At 66.5% G+C, this 19,069-nt stretch carries 12 protein-coding genes and 2 pseudogenes; 9 read left to right on the plus strand and 5 right to left on the minus strand.

Annotated elements, in window-relative coordinates; translation table 11 throughout:
- From ON19_RS31745 to ON19_RS31760, 3 genes are all read left to right on the plus strand, one after another.
- A partial coding sequence (locus tag ON19_RS31745; RefSeq protein ID WP_043701237.1) for a TetR/AcrR family transcriptional regulator occupies positions 1-351 on the plus strand: 351 nt, incomplete at its 5' end.
- A 722-nt stretch (positions 352-1,073) separates the two neighbouring features.
- Positions 1,074-1,283: a hypothetical protein gene (locus ON19_RS39375; protein WP_051169499.1), complete on the plus strand. Its 210-nt coding sequence runs from the start codon at positions 1,074-1,076 to the stop codon at positions 1,281-1,283.
- A gap of 320 nt (positions 1,284-1,603) precedes the next feature.
- Positions 1,604-2,038 (plus strand): DUF6802 family protein, encoded by a 435-nt coding sequence (locus ON19_RS31760; protein ID WP_227954802.1) that lies wholly within the window; start codon positions 1,604-1,606, stop codon positions 2,036-2,038.
- Positions 2,039-2,597: 559 nt separating this feature from the next.
- Here ON19_RS31760 and ON19_RS42385 read toward each other — a convergent pair.
- On the minus strand, positions 2,598-2,804 hold the full coding sequence (locus ON19_RS42385; RefSeq protein WP_157229925.1) for a hypothetical protein: 207 nt from the start codon (positions 2,802-2,804) through the stop codon (positions 2,598-2,600).
- A gap of 721 nt (positions 2,805-3,525) precedes the next feature.
- On the opposite strand from ON19_RS42385, the gene ON19_RS31765 reads away from it, so the two are divergent.
- A complete protein-coding gene (locus ON19_RS31765) occupies positions 3,526-3,768 on the plus strand; it encodes a hypothetical protein (protein ID WP_043701243.1) in 243 nt (80 codons plus the stop codon).
- Positions 3,769-3,967: 199 nt separating this feature from the next.
- On the opposite strand, the pseudogene ON19_RS44860 reads toward ON19_RS31765, so the two are convergent.
- A pseudogene (locus tag ON19_RS44860) lies at positions 3,968-4,524 on the minus strand (alpha/beta hydrolase).
- A 262-nt stretch (positions 4,525-4,786) separates the two neighbouring features.
- On the opposite strand from ON19_RS44860, the gene ON19_RS31775 reads away from it, so the two are divergent.
- Positions 4,787-5,359 (plus strand): EF-hand domain-containing protein, encoded by a 573-nt coding sequence (locus tag ON19_RS31775; protein ID WP_051169501.1) that lies wholly within the window; start codon positions 4,787-4,789, stop codon positions 5,357-5,359.
- 456 nt (positions 5,360-5,815) lie between these two features.
- Here ON19_RS31775 and ON19_RS31780 read toward each other — a convergent pair whose 3' ends face one another.
- A complete protein-coding gene (locus ON19_RS31780; protein ID WP_051169502.1) occupies positions 5,816-12,514 on the minus strand; it encodes a type I polyketide synthase in 6,699 nt (2,232 codons plus the stop codon).
- A 167-nt stretch (positions 12,515-12,681) separates the two neighbouring features.
- Between ON19_RS31780 and ON19_RS31785 the strand changes: the two genes are divergently transcribed.
- Genes ON19_RS31785 through ON19_RS31795 form a run of 3 tightly spaced genes read left to right on the plus strand, consistent with a single transcriptional unit; the run spans position 12,682 to position 16,175 of the window.
- On the plus strand, positions 12,682-13,779 hold the full coding sequence (locus tag ON19_RS31785) for an AMP-binding protein (RefSeq protein ID WP_043701246.1): 1,098 nt from the start codon (positions 12,682-12,684) through the stop codon (positions 13,777-13,779).
- A complete protein-coding gene (locus ON19_RS31790) occupies positions 13,779-15,164 on the plus strand; it encodes an aldehyde dehydrogenase family protein (protein WP_043701248.1) in 1,386 nt (461 codons plus the stop codon). The genes ON19_RS31785 and ON19_RS31790 overlap by 1 nt, the downstream gene beginning before the upstream one ends.
- 24 nt (positions 15,165-15,188) lie before the next feature.
- Positions 15,189-16,175, plus strand: coding sequence for an aldo/keto reductase (locus ON19_RS31795; RefSeq protein WP_043701251.1), 987 nt, complete (start codon positions 15,189-15,191; stop codon positions 16,173-16,175).
- A gap of 10 nt (positions 16,176-16,185) precedes the next feature.
- On the opposite strand, the gene ON19_RS31800 is transcribed toward ON19_RS31795, so the two are convergent.
- Positions 16,186-17,421, minus strand: coding sequence for a cytochrome P450 (locus ON19_RS31800; protein WP_051169503.1), 1,236 nt, complete (start codon positions 17,419-17,421; stop codon positions 16,186-16,188).
- A gap of 17 nt (positions 17,422-17,438) precedes the next feature.
- The gene (locus tag ON19_RS31805; protein ID WP_043701254.1) at positions 17,439-18,536 is read right to left on the minus strand and encodes an SDR family oxidoreductase; all 1,098 of its coding nucleotides are present in this window, start codon (positions 18,534-18,536) and stop codon (positions 17,439-17,441) included.
- A gap of 145 nt (positions 18,537-18,681) precedes the next feature.
- Between ON19_RS31805 and ON19_RS31810 the strand changes: the two are divergent.
- A pseudogene (locus tag ON19_RS31810) lies at positions 18,682-18,889 on the plus strand (IS3-like element ISAar24 family transposase); the annotation flags it as partial.
- Positions 18,890-19,069 lie beyond the last annotated feature (180 nt).

Raw genomic sequence — 19,069 nt, forward strand, 5'->3', positions numbered from 1 at the left:
ATGACAGTCCTGCCGCCCGACCGGGTGGGCCAGGCCCTGGCCGCCCACATCGCCGATCGGTGGGAGGGCGACGAGGCGCTGCGGATCCTGCTGCGGACCGCGGTCACCGATACCGACAGCGCCGAGCGGATGCGCGGGATCTTCGCCGCTCAACTGGTCCCGATGATCGCCGAACTCACCGGCGATCCCGCCGGGGCCCCGGCCCGGGCCGGGCTCGCAGCCTCCCAGGCACTCGGCTTGGCGCTGTGCCGGTATGTGCTGTTCATACCGCCGGTGGTCGATCTCTCCCGCGAAGCCATCATCGAATGGCTCGGCCCCACACTGCAGCGCTACCTGGTCGGTACGCGATAACCCGGCGCCGTCGGGTATCTCGTGCAGGCCAGCGGTATCGGCCACGGCCGGTACGGCGTAACCAGCTCCGCCGCCGCTCCGAGAGGGACCACCACAGCCCGGCCCAGCCACCGCCCATCGACCTCGACGCCCAGCCCGGTGACGACACCGGCCACCTCTTGCCCCAGCGTCATCGGCAGCCGCGGCGGCGGAACCGGACCCCGGCGTCTCCGGCGCGGAGCACCGAATCGATCAGGTGCGCCCCCGGCCGCGTGCACCTCGACCGGTATCTGCCATGCACCCGGTACCGGGTCGGGCACCGACGCGCACAACAGCCGTTCTGGCGCACCGAACTCGTACTGCCGTATCGCGTACACCTCGACTCCCAGAGTTCTCGGTGGCCAGGTGCTCAGCGGCGGTCGAGTCCGGGCAGGTACCGTTCCGGCTTCGGGACACCGGGGTGGTCGTGCAGGCCCACGGCAATGAGCTCGCTCAGATTTCCGGAGCCCTGACCGCGGTCTGTCTGATCATCGGGTTCATGACGTTCGCGGCGATGTTCAGCAGCGGGGCGTTCGACCGGCGTTTGTGTATGGCCGGGTATCCCCGGGTTGCTTTGGGTTTGGCGAAAATCGCTTGCCTGGTGGTGGCCGCGGCGGTGGTCAGCGTCTACGCCACCATGGCCATCTGCCTTTCTTGGTCGCCGCAGCAGCCGGCCCTGTTGGCCGGCGCTTTTCTGGGACGCGATGACCTCCGGGGCGCTGGGTGTCGCCCTCGGCGCGCTGCTGCGCCGGGAGGTGGAGGGCATGTTCGCGATCGCGATGATCAGCTGCTTCGACATGGTCGTGCAGAACCCCATCGCCAGTATCGGGGCGGACAGCGATTTTGTGCGGTGGCTGCCGTCCTACGGTGCCATGCAGGCTTCGACCGCGGCCGGTTTCTCCGGGTTCCGGTAGTAGTCGCGCGAAAAATAACAAAGTGGGCTTGACCAGCGGTGACGTCGGGCTGCCGGTGTCCGGTTTGGCGCCGGGTGGTGGCGGGATTAGTCGCAACGGGCGCGAGCGTCAGGTCCGGGGCGGGGTGGTGCTGCTGATGATGCGGTGGATGGTGGGGCGGCCGACGCTGTCTTCTGCGGCGAGGTCGGGCAGGTTAGCGTCGTCGTCGGGGTTGTGGTAGCGGCGATGGATCGTTTTGGGTGCTGCGAGTGGCTGTTTCGGTTGTTTGCCTTTGAGGCGGCCCTTGACGCGGCCTTGGCCATGCCTTCGCGGGTGCGCAGGTGGCCCAGGTTGGCTTCGAATTCGGCGACCAGTGGTACAAGGTATTGAATGGCGGCCAAGACCTCGATACTCTGGGCCGATGCTGGCCGAGTTCTTCGAATGCATGGTGCCCGAAAGTAGGGGCCATGGTCACGTCGGGTGATCTGCCGGGCCTGGATCTACCGCATATCGACGCGCACTCCGAATTAGGCGGCCTCGGCGCCGTTGAACTGCACCATCCTACCCAGGACATCGACCAAGACGGTCTGCTCGACAGCATGACCATCACCGGCGACGATGCCATGCAGGTGTGGACCGACGTCGATCACGACGGCTTCGCCGATCACGTCAAGGTGGTGGAGAAGGATGGCGACTATACCGCCTGGGAGTTCCATCGTCACCCGGACGGAACCTCGGAGTGGATTCGAACGGATCAGGGGCGGCTGGGCACGTGAGCGGTGCTGCCTTCGGACAGTTGACGTTCGAGATCACCACCGTGGAACCAACCTCATGAGACAGCACAGCTAGCTGTGGTTGGATGCGAAAGCTGTACTGAAACGGGTTCCGGTAGTAACCGCGCGGAAAACAACGACAATGGCTTGACCAGCGAAGATGTCCTGCAGCGGATGGGCTTGGTTGGTGCTTGGCTTGACTGCCGATGAGGTCGGTCGGTGTGCTGGAGGTCGGGTTTCGTGGCGACGCGGGTGTTAGCGGACGAGGAGTTGGCGCGGGCCGCGGGAGTTTCCTGAGCAGATCGGGTGGCAAGCCCTCCCGTTGAGGGAGGGTGCGGCAGCGCTGGGGTCGGGCCACGTCGGAACTGCGCCGACACTCGTTGCACGACACCACGGGGATGGGTTGTCGATTCGGCGAGATAGCGACGCCCGTCAGCACTTTGCAGCGTCTGAAACAGCTACTAGCTGGTAGTCAGTCACCGAGAGACCCCATCGGCCTCCGGGCGGGTGCGGCGGCATCGATCTCATCGCGGGCGCGGAACCACCCCGATCCTGTATCCCCTCAGCGGCGAAACAGTTCGAACTGGCTACCACTCTGACGGCAGAACCAGGTCTTACCCAGCCCTTCTTGACCGAATTCAGCCACCCCATTCGCGACACAAGTTCCGTGAGTGGGGTAGTAGCCAACGGTTTCATCAGCCGCCGCCGTACCAGCCGCGCCGAAGGAGAAGGCCGCGATCATCGCCCCACTGATCAGATACTTCAACATGACGGGAAGTCTAAAGCGTGACACTACTGCGCCGCGCCTGAAACACGTTGGCTACGCGTAGGTTCCGTCGGTGTCGAGGACAGGGCGGCCGAAGAGGACTGTGTTGACCGTGACAGCACGGTTGTTTTCGGAGTTGTGGCATTGATTGCAAGGCTGGCGTGGAGTACCTGCCGCTACAGGTACTCCACGGAGTGATCACGGGTCGGCTCAGCGCGGCCGAACGCCCACCAACTCATGAATCTGCTGCAGGGAAACGTGCGCGGTGAGATGTGGGCGAGCACCTCGTCGTCGATGGGTCGGCCTTCGCGGCGCATCTATCTCCACCACGCCAACCGACCTCATCGGCAGCCAAGCAAAGCGCCAACCACCCAAACCTCCCGCAGCCTGAACGCGAAACCGACTCTCTACCAACCGGTTACGGCATATCCGACCGATTTTCGGCGAAAACTACCGGGACCCCGACTCGCGGAGCCGGCCTGCCGGCCGCGGCGGCATCGGCACTACCCGGTAGGGCCTATGCATGGGCGAGTCTGGAGTGGCGATGGGTCCGGCGGGGTATTTGATCCGGCGTTCGCGGCGGTTGTCCTGGGGATTGCGCCAACGCAGGTCAATGGAGTAGCCGGGGCTGGCTCCTGCGAGGGCGCCGCGCAGCTGCGCGTCGTGGCCGCTGCACACCGGAGTGTCGGGATCGCAGCCGCCACGACGAGCGGGTCGCACGACGGTGCAGCATCACCTCCAGCACATCAGGATTCGTTTCGCGCCGCCGCTGTGCGCGAGCGCGCCGGTGCCAGCGCCCCTCGGCGGCATCCTTATGCTCGACCGCGGACGCGGCGCGACGGTCACGATCCGCGTCCTGCAACTCGGCACGGAGCACACGTTTGCGCTGGCGGCGCTGCTTGGCGCGCATCCACACGTGCAAGGCCCGCTCGGCGGCGATCTCCCGTTCGCTGCCCGTCGATGGTGAGGACGAACTTGCCATCGGCGTCCGGGTCGGTGATCCGCACCAAGAGCTCGGGGTGACCCCTGAAATGGATTAGGGCGGTACGCCCAAAATGTGGGGCCTGCGGGTTCTCGGGACCCTTTCTTTACCGTCAGGGTGCCTACATATGGCTGCGCCCGGCGGAACAGTTCCTCAGCATCCACCGCGAAGGTCACGGGGGCGGTCAGGGTGTACCGGTCGTAGCCGTCCTCGCCGGTGCGCCATCGACCGCCAGGGTGGGACGATCCCACGGTGAATCCGAGCAGTACTGGTCGAAGTACCAGATCATGTCCGCCGCGGTCATCGAGTAGCCCTCGGCGTACTGCGCGTAGCTTGCCCATTGAGTTGGATTCGAGTCCACTACAGGGAGTATCAGCAGCTGGTGTGCGATCGCGATGCCGGATTGCCGGAGTCGAAGACAGCTGGCGGTGGCCAGGTTCCACCTGCGCTGTCGCCACCGACCGCCATGCGGTGTGGATCGATGCCGAGTTCTGCCGCGGCCGGGGAGCATGCCCAGTCGATGGCTGTGCAGACGTCGTCGAGGGGGAGAGGGAATCGGTGTTCCGGCGCCCGACGATAGTTCACCGATGCGACGGCGCACTTCGCGTGCGCCGCGATGGTGTGGCAGATCCAGTCATGAGTGTCCACGTCGCCGATCGTCCAGCCACCACCGTGCGCATAGACCAAGCAGGAGCTGTTTCCGCGTGGCCGGTCGATACAGGCGCATACTGATCGGAACACGGTCGGGACGTCGCCGGAGTTCGTTGCCGACTATCAGATCGCGGACATCGAGATTCGGAGCGCATTCGGTTGCACCGAATCTCGACACCAACCTCCCGTACCGACCGCGCACGCCAGTACATCCACTCGTTGATCCCACAGCTACGGGCCAGTGATTCAGGCATTTATCCCCAAGCATGCCTAGGCACTCGATATGCTTGATCGGTACTCGGTCGTGTCCAGGACGAGTCCGCTTCTCGGCTGTAATGTCAAGAGAGAAAGAGTGTTCAAGAACATGATCTCTGATTTTCTCGACCGCAAACTCAGCAAGCGCTTCCATGCCTACGACGTGAACGGAGACGGCGTCATCGAGCGCCGCGACTTCGCCCTCGCGGTCGAACGTATGGGACAGGCCTTCGGACGGGAACCCGATGACCCCGAGGTGCAACGGGTCGCGGAATTGAATTTCGCCGTGTGGGATCGACTGGTCGCTCATTGCGACGCGAACAACGACGGTAAGGTAAGCGAAGCAGAGTTCAAAGAAGCGTCCCTGGCGGGCTCGTTGGAGACGGTCGACTCATTCGAAGAAGATTACCTTCCCTTGATCAACGCGGCTCTGGACATCGCCGACGCCGATCGTGACGGAAAGCTGACCGCGACCGAGTTCACCCTCTGGGCCGGTTCCCTGCTGAACCATTCGCAGCCGGAGATCGACGAGATCATCCGTCATTTCGATCGCGACGACGACGGACTGATCGCGCGCGAGGTCATCCTCGCCTCCATCCACGAATATTTTTTCAACGACTCGCCGGACTCGGCGGGAAGTTGGGTGGTCGATCCGTCTCCCGGCCGGTGATCCGCAGGGGTCTCGGGAGAGTCGTCGTCCGCCATTAGGCGCCCTTATTCTCTCTGTGGTCCCGGCGGCGGCCGGGACCACAGAGAGAAATCTATACATTCGGGTATCGTTCCCAACGCGCATACCTGCCTGCACGAGTGGTTTCCGAGTTCCGTGGCGGCAGAGGGCTCGGCGGTGGTCATACAGCATGCTTACCAGAAGTCGGGAATCGATCAATGGCGTCGCTGATTTCGTAAAGGCGTTGTGCTGGTGGGTTCTTGTAGCGACTTGGCGGGTTCGCCGGTGAAGTTCGGGTTCGCAGTTGTAACCGAACCAGTGGCAGCGTTGGCTACAACTGCCGCGAGTTCGGGCGTAGGCGAGACGGCGGTATCGTCCGGCGGAGCCGCGCCGGACGGAATCACTTCCGTGGCCGACCGAGATCGCCGAATACGCTGCCGCCGTCACCGCTGCTGCGGATTATCGATCTGCGAACCCTTCCACCGCGGTATCGGCGCTGGAGTGAGGAACTTCGATCGTTTCAAAGGCCGATCCGGTGGTACTTCTGCTCCGCAGAAGTTCTTTGCCCAGTTGGCGCGCCAACGCTATGGAATTCGGATGGTCGAACAACGCATCGGTTCCCACGCGTAGGCCGGCAATTCGGTTCAGGCGGTTACGGAGTTCCACGGTGGTGAGTGAGTCGAAGCCGAGGTCTTGGAACTTTTCGTCAGGAGCGACCGTGTGGCCGGCGGGGTATCCCAGGACATCGGCTGCCTGAGTGCGAACCAATTCCAGCACGAGACGGTCTTGTTCCGCCGCGGTGGCTCCTGCGAACCGCTGGGCCCAGGAGGATGGGCTGTCGTGGTGTACCGGCACGCCGACAGGGCCGCCGCGTCGCGGAACGAGATCGCGCAGCAGCAGTGGCTGTTCGAGATGGGATGAGCGCATAGCCGCCAGGTTCCACCGCGTCGCGGCCGTCATCGCTCGTGCGCTACCTCTGGCCGCGTCGAACAGGGCCAAGCCTTCGGTGACGGACAGCGGCACCATCCCGCCACGGGTGATGCGTTGCCGCCTGATGCGGTCCACCCCGCTACTGATCCGCGAAGGCGGCGCCCACAGGCCCCAGGCCACCGCGCAGGCGGGGAGTCCTTCTGCGCGACGGTGGTAGGCCATGGCGTCCAGGAAAGTGTTGGCGGCGGCGTAGTTCGCTTGGCCCGCGTTGCCGAACAGGCCCGCGCCGGACGAGAACATGATGAACTCCGCCAGGTCGAGGTCGCGGGTCAGCTCGTGCAGGTGGACGGCGGCATCGAGCTTCGGCCGCAGTACCCGCTCCAATTTGTCGGTGTCGAGCGATTCGAGTGTCCCATCGTCCACGGCGCCCGCCGCGTGCACGATAGAACCCAGTGAGGGTACCGATGCCAGTAGCGCGGCGACTTCTTCTCGAACCGAGACATCGCAGGAGACGATGCGGATTTCGGCGCCGACCGCGGCCAGTTCGGTGGCGAGATCAGGTGCGGTTTCGGCCGTCGTTCCGCTCCGCCCGGCCAGTACCAGTCGGCGCACTCCGTGTGCGGTCGCGAGGTGTCGGGCGAGGAGGGTCCCGAGCGTGCCGGTGCCTCCGGTGATGAGCACGGTTCTCTCGGGATTCGGCTCGACCGGGACGGTCAGTACTACCTTGCCGGTGTGCCGAGCTTGGCTGACGAATCGCAGTGCCTCACCTGCCTGCCGGATGTCCCAGGCGTGAATCGGCAGCGGGCGGATCGCTCCGTCCTCGATCAGAACGAGGAGCTCGGCGAACATTTCCTCGAGGCGGGATGGTTCGAGGTCTCCTAGGTCGAAGGGTTGGTAGCTCACCCCGGGATGCTCGGCGGTGACGGTTCGAGGATCACGGACGTCGGTCTTGCCCATCTCGATGAAGCGCCCGCCCTGGCGTAGCAGGCGTAACGAGGCGTCTGTGAATTCCCGAGACAGGGCATTGAGCACCACGTCGACTCCATGCCCAGCGGTTGTGCGCCGGAAGTGTTCTTCGAACTCGAGCGTGCGCGAAGAGGCCATGTGCCGGTCGTCGATGCCATACCCGTACAGGGCTTCCCATTTGCCGGGACTGGCCGTGGCATACGCCTCGGCCCCGATGTGCCGGGCCAGTTGCAGGGCGGCCATGCCCACCCCACCGGCGGCGGAATGGATGAGAACCGATTCCCCCCGCGTCAGGCCCGCCAGGTCGAACAAGGCGTAGTGGGCCGTCAGGAAGGCGATAGGGAATCCGGCTGCCTGGGCGAATGACCAGCCGGCGGGGATCCGGACCAGGGCCCGGTGGTCGGCATCGACCGATGACGCGAACGCCCCTGAGACCACACCCATCACCCGATCGCCCTGACCGAATCCGGTGACCCCGGGACCCACCTCTGTCACCACCCCGGCTGCCTCGCGCCCCATCGTGGCCTCGCCCGGGTAGATGTCCAAGGCGATCATCACATCGCGAAAGTTGATGCCTGCCGCTCGCACCGAGATCCGGACCTGGCCCGCCCGAAGCGGACCGGACGACCGTGATTCGAGGGTCCATCGGTCGAGATCGCCCGGCTCCGTGGGAGCGAGACGCCACGGTGAGCCGTCGGCGGGCCGCCGGATCTCGTCGGACGCGATGTCCGCACGTACCAGTCGAGGCACGTAGAGTGCGTTTGCCCGGAAGGCCGACTGCGGCTGTCCGGACGCGCGCGCCGCGGCCAGCGCTTGCGGTAGATCGGCGCCCTTCTCCACGTCGAGCAGCAGGATCCGCTCGGGGTTCTCGGTCTGCGCGACCCGGACCAGTCCCCAGATAGGCGCGCAGGCAAGGCCTTCCACGCGATCTCCTGAGATGGCGGCCACTGCCTCTCGGGTCACTACGACAAGTCGAGTTCCGGCGAAGCGATCATCTGCGAGCCAGGCCTGGAGCAGGTGCAAGATCTGGGCGCTCATGGCGTGTGTTCGCCGGAGCAGCGTGCTGTCCTCTTCCACGCCGACGTACGGAACCAGCACGACATCCGGTACGGGGGTCCCACCGGCCACCGAGAGGACGAGCGCCGACCAGTCGGGCGACGCCACGACCGAGTGCCCGTTCGCTTCGAGCGCCGCCGCCATAGGGAGTCGATCGGGACCCAACACGGCGTAGGTGCAGTCATCGGAACATGCCCCTGCGTCCGGCTGGGGGGCACGGACCCAGTCCAGCCGGAACAGGGCTTCGGCGGCGGATTGCTTGCCCACTCCGGCCGGCATCGCCGGTCGCAGAACAAGCGAGGCGGCCTCGATGACCGGTCTGCCGGCCTCGTCTGTCACGGTGAGGGACAGCTCGATCGAGTCCTTGGTGTCGGTCCTACCTGGCCGGAGCCTGGCCCGCAGCACGGAAGCGCCGGGTGCGTACCGAGCGACGCCGCTCCACGAGAACGGCAGCCACAGTTCGGCCGGTCCGTCGGCGAACCGTGCCACCGCGAACCGAGTCGCGTGCAGCACTGTGTCGAGCAGTGCGGGATGTACGCCGAACCCGCGCGGGGGCAGCCCCTCCGGGAGACTCGCCTCCACATACACGTCCGTTTCCAGCTGCCAGGCGGCCCGAAGGCCACGGAAAGCCGGCCCGTAGTCCATCTCCCGTTCGGCCAGTTGTCGATAGAGATCGTCGAGAGGGATCTGTACAGCACTCGGTGGGGGCCACTGCTCATCCCCACCGTGCGACCACGCCGACGCCTCGGACGGTAGCCCGGTGACGGGGGCCACGGTGCCGGTCGCGTGCCGTGTCCACGGACCAGGTTCGGCGGAACCCAGGTCGACTTCGGGCCGAGCGTAGATGGTCAGCTGCCGGTCCCCGCTCTCGCCTGGTGGACCGACCTCGACTTGGAGGAGCACCTCGCATTCCTCGGGCACCGGCAGCGGCTCGTGCAGGATGAGCTCGTCCAGGCGACCACAGCCGAGTCGTTCGCCGGCGTGTGATGCCAGCTCGAGCAGTGCCGTGCCGGGGAACACCGCAGTGCCTCCGATGGCGTGTTCGGCGAGCCATGGGTCGGTCCTGTGGGTCAGTCGGCCGCTGTAGACGTGCCCGCCCGAGCCGGCGAGTTCGACCGGAGCCGTCAACCACGGGTGGTCGGCGACAGCGGGGGCGACGGGGACGGCTCGGCGTCCGACCGCCGTTCCCTCGGGCCAGTACCGATGACGCTGGAAGGCATACGTGGGCAGGTCCACCTGCCGTGGCCGTAGCGAGGCGAAGAGGGTGTCCCAGTGCAGCGTCACGCCGTGGACGTGCGCCCTGGCCAGTGCGGTCGCTACGGCCGAGGCCTCGGGCCTGCGGCGGCTCAGGACCGGGCCGAACGACTGTGCCTCGGGCAGGCAATCGCGGACCAGCGCGGTCAGCACGCCATCCGGGCCGACTTCCAGGTAACCGGTCACACCGTCGGCGTCCATCCGGCGCAGCCCATCGTGGAAGCGAACTGTTTCCCGGACGTGCCGAACCCAGTATGCCGGGGAACACGCCTGTTCCGCTGTGAGCGGAGCGCCGGTGACATTCGAGATGAGCGGGATACTGGGCGGGGCATAGGAGAGTTTCTCGGCCACTTGCCGAAATCGCTCCAGCATGCCGCCCATCCGCGGAGAGTGGAAGGCGTGGCCGACTCGCAGCCGCTGCGTCCGACGCCCCGACGCCTCCCAGTACGCGGCCTGATCGGCGATTGCCTCCTCATCCCCGGAAAGCACCACAGCCCGTGGACCGTTCACCGCGGCGATCGCCAACTCGTGCTCGTGACCGGCCAGTGCCTCGGCGGCTTCTTGCTCGCTCGCCGCCACCGCCAGCATCGCGCCGCCCGCGGGCAGCTCCTGCATCAGTCGGCCTCGTGCCGCGACCAGCGCGCAGGTGTCCGCCAGAGAGAGCACCCCCGCGATATGCGCCGCGGCGAGTTCTCCGACGGAGTGGCCGAACAGCACGTCCGGCCGTAGACCCGCCACCTCGAGGAGGCGGAAGAGCGCGAGCTCGCAAGCCAGCAGCGCTGGTTGGGTGAAGTCGGTTCGGGCGAGCAGCGCGGCGTCCGGTGACCCCTCATCGGCGAAGACGACCTCCAACAACGGCCGGTCCAGCAACGGGTCCAGATACGCGCAAACGGCGTCGAGGGCCTCGGCGAAAACCGGCGACCGGTCGTACAGTTCCCGGCCCATACCCGCGCGTTGAGCGCCCTGACCGGTGAACAAGAACGCGATCTTGGGGTCGGTCACGGCGGTGCCGAGGATCACTCCGGGCGTCTCGCGCTCCTCGGCGATCGCCTCCAGGCCCTCGAGGTAGCCGTCCCGGTCGGCGGCAAGCACCACGGCGCGGTGCGGAAACGCCGTGCGAGTGGTAGCCAACGTGTAGGCCACGTCCACCACCGACAGGTCCGGGCGAGAGCGCAGGTGGCCGACGAGCCGATCCGCTTGGGCGCGCCGCGCGAGTGCACCCCGACCGGACACCACCCAGGGCACGGTCCCGGGCTCGGGCGCCGCGACCGGATGCGAGCCGGTGTCACCGTCGGGCTCGCGAGCTTCCTCGAGGATCACGTGCGCATTGGTGCCGCTGATCCCGAACGAGGACACCCCGGCGCGGCGCGGCGCTTCGAGTTCCGGCCACGGCCGTGTGCCGGTCAACAGTGACAGCCCGCCCGCCGACCAGTCCAGCGGCGCCGGTCGGTCGACGTGCAGCGTCCTGGGCAGCACTCCATGGCGCATGGCCTGCACCGTCTTGATGATGCCGGCGATTCCGGCGGCAGCCACCGTGTGGGTCAGATTCGACTTCACCGAGCCCAGCCACAACGGCCGCTCGGGGGTACGGTCGCGGCCGTAGACCGCCATGAGTGCCTGTGCCTCGATCGGATCGCCCAGCTTCGTTCCGGTGCCGTGGGCCTCGACCATGTCGATGTCGTTCGGCGTCAGGGCGGCGTTGGCCAGCGCCTGGCGGATGACGCGGCGCTGAGCCGGTCCGTGCGGGGCGGTCAACCCGTTGCTTCTGCCGTCCTGATTGACCGCCGTCCCGCGGACGACGGCGAGTACCCGATGGCCGCGTCTGCGGGCGTCGGTCAGCCGCTCGACCAGCAGCATCGCCACCCCCTCGCCCCAGACGGTTCCGTCGGCGCCCGCGGCGAACGCTTTGCATCGCGCGTCCGGCGCCAGGGCGCGTTGCCGGCTGAACTGTATGAAGGGTTGCGGAGTGCAGAGGACCGTCACGCCTCCCGCGATGGCCAGCGAACACTCGCCTGCCCGCAGTGCCTGACCGGCCAGGTGCAACGCGACCAGGGACGACGAGCACGCGGTGTCCACCGTGAGAGCCGGGCCTTCGAAACCGAATGTGTAGGCCACACGCCCGGAGGCGACCGCGAACGAGTCGGAGGCACCCACGAATCGCCCGGCCGTGTCCGACTCCTGTGGCAGCGAGTCGTATCCGAAGGTGCTCATCCCGAGGTATACGCCTGTCGGGGTAGCGCGCAGGGTGGTCGGGTCGATGCGAGCGTGTTCGAGCACCTCCCAGGCGGCTTCCAGTACGAGACGCTGCTGTGGGTCCATCGCTACCGCCTCGCGGGGAGAGATACCGAAGAACGCCGCGTCGAACATGTCGGCATCGGCCAGGAAGCCGCCGCGCCGCACGTAGCAGGTGCCCGCGCGGTCCGGGTCCGGGTCGAACAGGTTGTCCAGGTCCCAGCCCCGATTCGTCGGGAAGGGGGACACGGCCGAACGTTCCTCGGTGACCAGGCGCCACAGGTCGTCGGGGGATGCCACTGCACCGGGCAGCCGACAGCTCATACCGACGATCGCCAGCGGCTCGTCGATGGCGGCCAGTGTGGCGTGGAGCGTGGCCTCGGTGATTCCGGATGCTGCCGCGTCCGAGGCAGTCAGTACGGACCGCAGGTGCTCGGCCAGCGCTCGTGGCGTCGGATATTCGAAGACGGCGTTCGCCTCTATGGACACGTCGAGCGCCTCGGCCAGGAGGTTGGCCAGCCGCACGCCGGCCAGCGATCCCAGGCCGGAGTCCCAGAATGCTCTGTCGACCGGGATGGCGGCACGCTCGTTCCCGATCGCTCGGGCGGCCGCGTCGCGGATCAGCTCGATGAGCCGCCGCTCGCCGTCGACGGCGCCGGATTCGAGGTCGTTGAGATACAGACGATCTGAGTGTACGAGCGGCTCGTCGCTACGGTTCAACGCGCACTCCCTTGGTGGGCCGGTACATCACCGATCTGTTACAGCGTTCGCTGACAAGAACTTTCGAATCACGCGATCGGGCCCTCGGACCTGCATCGCCGTAGAAGAATGACTGATATCGTATCGCGTTACCGAGTCGAATACCGTTGGTATCGAGAGGGTTTCACATGCCAAGTTTTCCGGAGCCGGTGCTGGAAACGCCCATCGGAGAGACGCCCGACACCGCCGAGTTCTTGGCCGCCGCCATGCGCTGGCACTTCGGGCCGGACACCGGCTCGACCTTCTGGCTTCAGCGCGCCGCGACCCTCGGCTTCGACCCGGTGCGCGATGTGCGGTCCCTCACCGATCTTCGACTGTTTCCCAATGTCGTCGACGAACTGCGTACGGTGCCGGTGGAGCATCTGATCCCACGTGGATACGGCGGAGGCGCCTCGGTCTTCGGTGTCTACGAGAGCGGGGGCACCACGGGCAGCCCCAAACGCCTGCCCTTCCTCTCCGACTGGATGGACCGCGTCATCACTTGGGCGATGCGGGACATGGACGCACGAGACCACCCGCGTAACGTCAACTGGCTGACACTGGTTCCGAGCGGGCCGCAACTGTTCGGCGACTGGACCGCGGAACTGGTCCGCCGCCGGGGCGGCGTCCGTTTCTCCATCAACATGGACCCTCGGTGGGTGAAGAGGACGATCGGCGCAGGCGAGACCGACATCGCGGATCGGTACGTCGACCATCTGATCGCGCAGAGCGCGCACATTCTGCGCAGTCAGCAGGTCGGGGTACTGGTATCCACGCCTCCCCTGCTGGAGCGCCTGTGCCGCGACGAGGAACTGGTCGATCTGATCAACGCGAAAGTGCGGCTGATCGTCTGGGGCGGAGCGCGAATGGATCCGGACACCCGCCGGGTACTGCGCACCGACGTGTTCCCCGGCGTCGAACTGTACGGCTACTACGGCAACGTCACGATGCTCGGCACCACGATCGAACGCCCTGGTTCCGACGACGCGCGGTGTATCTTCGACACCTTCTCGCCACACATCGTGCTCTCGGTCGTCGATACCGCTACCGGAGAGCCTGTCGCCTACGGCGAGCGCGGCCAGGTGATCGTGAACCATGTCAGCCGTGCCATGTTGCTGCCCAACAACTTAGAGCGCGACCTGGCCATCCGGATCGAGCCGCCGGTGGGACAACTCGGTGACTCCGTTGCCGACATCAGCTCGGTGACCTCCTTCGCCGGGGAAGCGGTCATCGAGGGAGTGTATTGATGGCCGCCCCGGCGCAACTCGACGTGCTCGGTCCACGGGGTGCGTTCCGCGCCCTCACCCGCCATACGCTCGAAGACGTGACCGGCACACCGGCGGCGGAGCTGAGCCTGGCTCCACCGGTGTTCGTGAGTCGCGCTCTCACCGCCCTACGCGCAGCGCCCACCCCGCCGCCGCGCGAGCGAATGGCCGCGCTGGCCCGCGCGGGTCGCCTGTTCGCGGAGGCCTCTCTGGGTGGATTGTCACCCGAGGATTACCAGTACCTGGTCTGCCGGGTCAGTGGGGTACCCGCCACGGTGGTGCGACGCGCGACGCGGTGGATCGAGAGCTGCGCCGTGGGAGCGGACCGTGCCACGGCCGATGCGTGTCCCCGCGCGGCGACGGGCGAGGATTCCGGCATCCGTTCCGGCTCGGAGCCGGAAACCCGGCACATCAGGTGGTCCCGGCGCGGCGATGTCCTCGCGGTCGGTGCGGCAGGCAATCACCCTGCGGTGCAATCGCAGTGGCTGGATGCGCTGGCACTCGGCTATCGGGTCGCCGTGCGGCCCTCGTGGCACGAGCCGTTCACCCCGCACCGGCTGGTTGCCGCGTTGCGGGCGGCCGGCTTCGGCGCCGACCAGGTGATGCTGCTGCCGACCGACCAGGAGGGCGTCGATGCCCTGATCGGCGGCGCGGACCTGGCCGTGGTGTACGGCCGTGACATGGTCGGTCGGTACGCGACGGACCGTACGGTTGCGACGCACGCGGCCGGAAGGTCGAAGATCCTGCTCACTGGTGACGACTGGCGCGACCATCTGGACATGGTGGCGTACTCCGTAAGTCATGACGGTGGCACCGCGTGCGTGAACGCGACGGCGGTCTTCGTCGAGGGTGATCCCACGCCCTTCGCCGAAGCTCTCGCCACGCGGCTGGCGGAGCTGCCGAGTTCGCCGCCGGAGGACGATCGGGCCGTGCTTCCCGTACGCCGGCTCGAGGAGGCGCGGGTGATCGAGGAATACCTGCTGCGCCACGCGCAGAGCGTCCGGACGTGGCTCGGCCACGACGGAATCGTGGACCCGTTGGGCGACGGCAGCGCTGTGCTGCGCCCGGCGGTGTTCCAGCTGGACCGGGCCGACGCCCCCCAGGCCACCCTGGAGCTGCCCTTCCCGTGTGTCTGGGTCGCCCCATGGTCACCGACGGACGGTCTGGCGCCCCTGCGGAACACCCTTGTGCTCACAGTGGTCACTTGCGACGACGATCTCATCGATCGCCTGATGGCCGAGCCGTCGATCGGCAATGTCCATGTCGGTAACCATCCAACGTGCGCGATGGAGCCGGGGTATCCGCAAGACGGGTACCTCGCCGAGTTCCTCATGCGCAGCAAGACGGTAGTGCAACGAAAGAGGTGATCGCCTGACTGAAGGGAGTTCTCGGTGGACACACGCCGCTTGGGTAGCTTGACCGTTGGTGCTCAGGGTCTTGGTTGCGCAGGGATGAGTGAATTCTACGGAGTGACCGACGACTACGAGTCGGCGGCGACCATCCGCCGCGCATTGGATCTCGGTGTCACGCTCCTCGATACCGCCGACATCTACGGCCGGGGTGCCAACGAGGAATTGATCGGCCGGGTGATCGCCGGGCGCCGCGACGAGGTGATCATCGCTACGAAGTTCGGTCTCGTCCGCGCCGACGACGGATACGCCAGAACTGTGCGCGGGGACGCTCGTCACGTGCGACATGCGTGCGAGGATTCGCTACGACGCCTCGGCGTAGACCATATCGATCTGTACTACCAACACCGCGTGGATCCGGCGGTACCGATCGAAGAAACCGTTGCCGCAATGGCGGAGTTGGTGACCCAGGGCAAGGTCCGCGAGCTGGGTCTGTCCGAGGCCGGGACGGCGACCATTCGGCGAGCGCACGCGACCCATCCGATCGCCGCCGTGCAGTGCGAGTGGTCACTGTGGACCCGCGATCTCGAGCACGACGGCGTCCTGAGCACCTGCCGGGAACTCGGCGTCGGCCTGGTGGCGGCCTCTCCGCTCGGTCGCGGCTTCCTGACCGGGCGGTTCACCTCGGCCGCGGACTTCGGGCCGCTGGACTTCCGGAGGATCACGCAACCGCGGTTCGCCGACGGGAATCTGGAACGCAACCTGCCGATCACGGCCCGATTGCGGGCGCTCGCCGACCGGTATGGCGTGACCACGGCTCAGCTGGCGCTGTCATGGGTGCATCACCGAGGCCCGGACGTGGTGGCGATTCCCGGAACCAAGCGCAGGTCCTATCTGGAGGAGAACGTCGACGCGGCCGGGCTCGTCCTGTCCGCCGCGGATCTCGCCGCGATCGAGGCGGCGGTACCCACGTCCGCGGTCGTCGGGGAACGCTGCGATCCCGCGATGGCCCGGCAGCTGGGTCTGTGACGCCGGCCGGTCACGCTGTCTCCCTGCGGTCGGCGCGGTATCGGCCGAAACCAACCGGCAATGAGTCCAAGGACCGGACGGACAAGTTCTCCCGCCACCGGATCTCCTCACCGGCGAGCAGGACAACGGGCGCGGCCCGGCACAGCTCCTCGAGCACGATCTCTGCCTCCATTTGTGCGAGCGTGGAGCCAGGGCAGGTATGGGTCGAATGGCCGAACGCGAGGTGACGGTCACTACCACGTTCGATATCGAAGCGATCCGGTTCCAGGAAGGCCGAGGGATCACGGTTGGCCGCGCCGGCGTGGAAGTAGATGAGGCTGCCCTTGCCGATCCGTGTGTCCCGCAGCGTCAACTCCGCCGTCGCCATGCGGGAGATCCGCTGGACCGGGCTCTCGAATCGAAGGACTTCCTTGACCGCGTCGCGGATTCTGCTCGGGTCTCGACGCAATTGCTCGAATTGCTCCGGATGCCGCAGCAGCAGCAGCAGTATTCCGTTACCGATCAGATTGCTCGTGGTCTCGAATCCGGCGAAGACCATCATCAGGCAGACTGCGACGATGTCGTCGTCGCTCAGCGATGGGTCGTCGACCAAAGCGCTCAGCAGATCCGCGCGCGGTTCCCTGCGCCGGGCGCGCACCAGTGGGCGCAGCAGGTCGGTCGTCTGCCGAACGGTGTCCATCGCGGCCTCCGCCCGGGGCAGATAGGCATGAGGCGCCGCCCCGAAGAAATCGACGATGTCGACAGCGCACCGCTTGAGCAATTCGACCATGTTGTCGGGTACGCCGAGGATCCGCGATGTGACGTACAGCGGCAGCGGCAGGGCCAGATCCGCGATGACGTCCATGCCGCCGCGTTCCACCGCCCCCCGCAGAATGGCCCGCGCGGTATCGCGTATCAGCGGTTGGAAACCGGCGACGATCTTCGGTCTCATCGCACGCGTGACCGGCGTGCGCAAACGAGCGTGTTCACGGTGGTCCAACATCAGCGGCCAACGGCGCAGCACCCGGGACAGCGGCTCGAACCGGTCCCGCTGCTCCGCGGGGAACTGCGCGAGGCGTGGGCTGATCCGGTCCGCGGAGATGGCCGGATGGGCCAACCCGAAACGCACATCCTCATACCGAGTGACCACCCAAGCATGAAGCTGCTCGCTGAATGTCACCGGCCGGTTCTCGCGCAACCTGCCGAGTACAGGGTATGGATCGGTTCTGGCCTGAGCGCTGAGCAGATCATACGCGGCCTCCGCCATGGTTTCCCTCCTCGAGATCAAGTCCAGGAGGAGGCCGCTGGTACGGCTCCCACGCCTGCCATCAGGTAGTCGTAGTCGATGCGGACCGACGAGGAGGGCCCGCCGAGCAGCGCGACGATCCGCGTGTCGTCATACCGGCGACGGTGGCTCAGCATTCCCGAAGTGGGTGTCCTGTCGAGGAACGCTTCCAGCGCGGTCCGCTCGGTGGGCGGTGCCGATCCGATCACCAGCCGCAGCGGAGCCAGCGCCTCCATGACGTCCATCAGCACTCGCACAGGGACGTCATGGCCGTGCACTACGTGGTAAGTCTCCACCCGGCCGGTGTGCTCGAGGTCGGTCAACCGCGCCATGACCTGCGCGGCCCGCTCCACCGGCACGAAGTTCAGGTGCGCCTGCGGATGACCGATGGCGCGCACGACCGTTCGGGAAGCCCCGGACGTTGTCGGGGAGAAGCGCCCGACGGCCGCCCGGATGGTCCGGCCCAGAGGCAGCAGGGGATGCGGCGGTAGACCCGCCTGCGGGGGGCGGTTCGTCACCAATATGCTGGGCCGCACCACGACAGCAGGCCGACCGTAGCGGCGGGACCACGTTCGTATCAGTGTTTCCGCCTCGAATTTCGTCTGCTCGTAAGCATTCTCGAAACCGACCGTCCCGTCCAGTTCCGACTCGTACACCACGCCCTCGCGTCGTGCGCCCGCCACGAATGCGGTGCTGACGTGGCACAGCAGGGGTTGGCGTTCCCCGGCGGACACCAGGTCGAGTACGTGGCGGGTGCCGGCGACATTGACCGGGCGGAGCGCGCTCAGATCGTCGTGCATTTTGATACTTGCGGCGCTGTGCCATACGACGTCGATCGCATCGGCCAAGTCGCGGAACGCCCCGGGGGAAAGACCGAGTCGTGGCAACGACACGTCCGATTCGACTATGCGGATCCGGCGGGGCAGCGCATCGATCAGGCTGCGTGGTTGCCCCACGAGCTGGAGGAATTGCGTGATGCGATCCAGCGCGGCCGGATCGCGAGTCAACACGACGAGGTCGTGATTACGAGCAAGTAGCTCGCGAACAAGGTGAAGACCGAGAAAGCCGGTCGCACCCGTTATGGCGACAGAAGACACATCGACCTCCCGCTGGCAGCAAGAGCAGTGTAAGACAACAGGCCCTATCGCTGTATGTCTTTCGTTGGCGCACAGGGGAATAGCCGAAAACCTCGCACAGTCACCGTTCGTGCACCTCGGCGGGGCGCCGCTGCGCGGTGGCGCAGCTCAATTCACTTCCTGGGTCTTCGGCGAGAAGATCCGATCCGCAGGTCCGCTGCCGTCCTTCGGCACCATCGGCGATGGGCTGGACAACGCGATGATGGAGAGTTTCTGGTGCATCGATGCAGATCGAGCTGCTCAATCGCAACAAATGGAAGACCCGGGTCGAGCTCGCCAACGCGATCTTCGAGTACCTCGAGATCTTTCACAACCCACTACCACCGGAACCCAAACGGTAGGGCAGGTCAATCTGTCACCTGACCGTGCAGCAGTCCCCTAAGCGTAGCGATACTTCTCGCCGGGTCCGGTGATCTCGGCGACCTGGGAGCCGCCTCCCTCGATGCCGAGCCGTTCCACGCTCAGCAACTGAGTTCGGCGGCGATCTGCACGGC

Origin of the sequence: Nocardia abscessus NBRC 100374 (assembly GCF_000308455.1) — a bacterium.
Lineage (GTDB): Bacteria > Actinomycetota > Actinomycetes > Mycobacteriales > Mycobacteriaceae > Nocardia > Nocardia abscessus.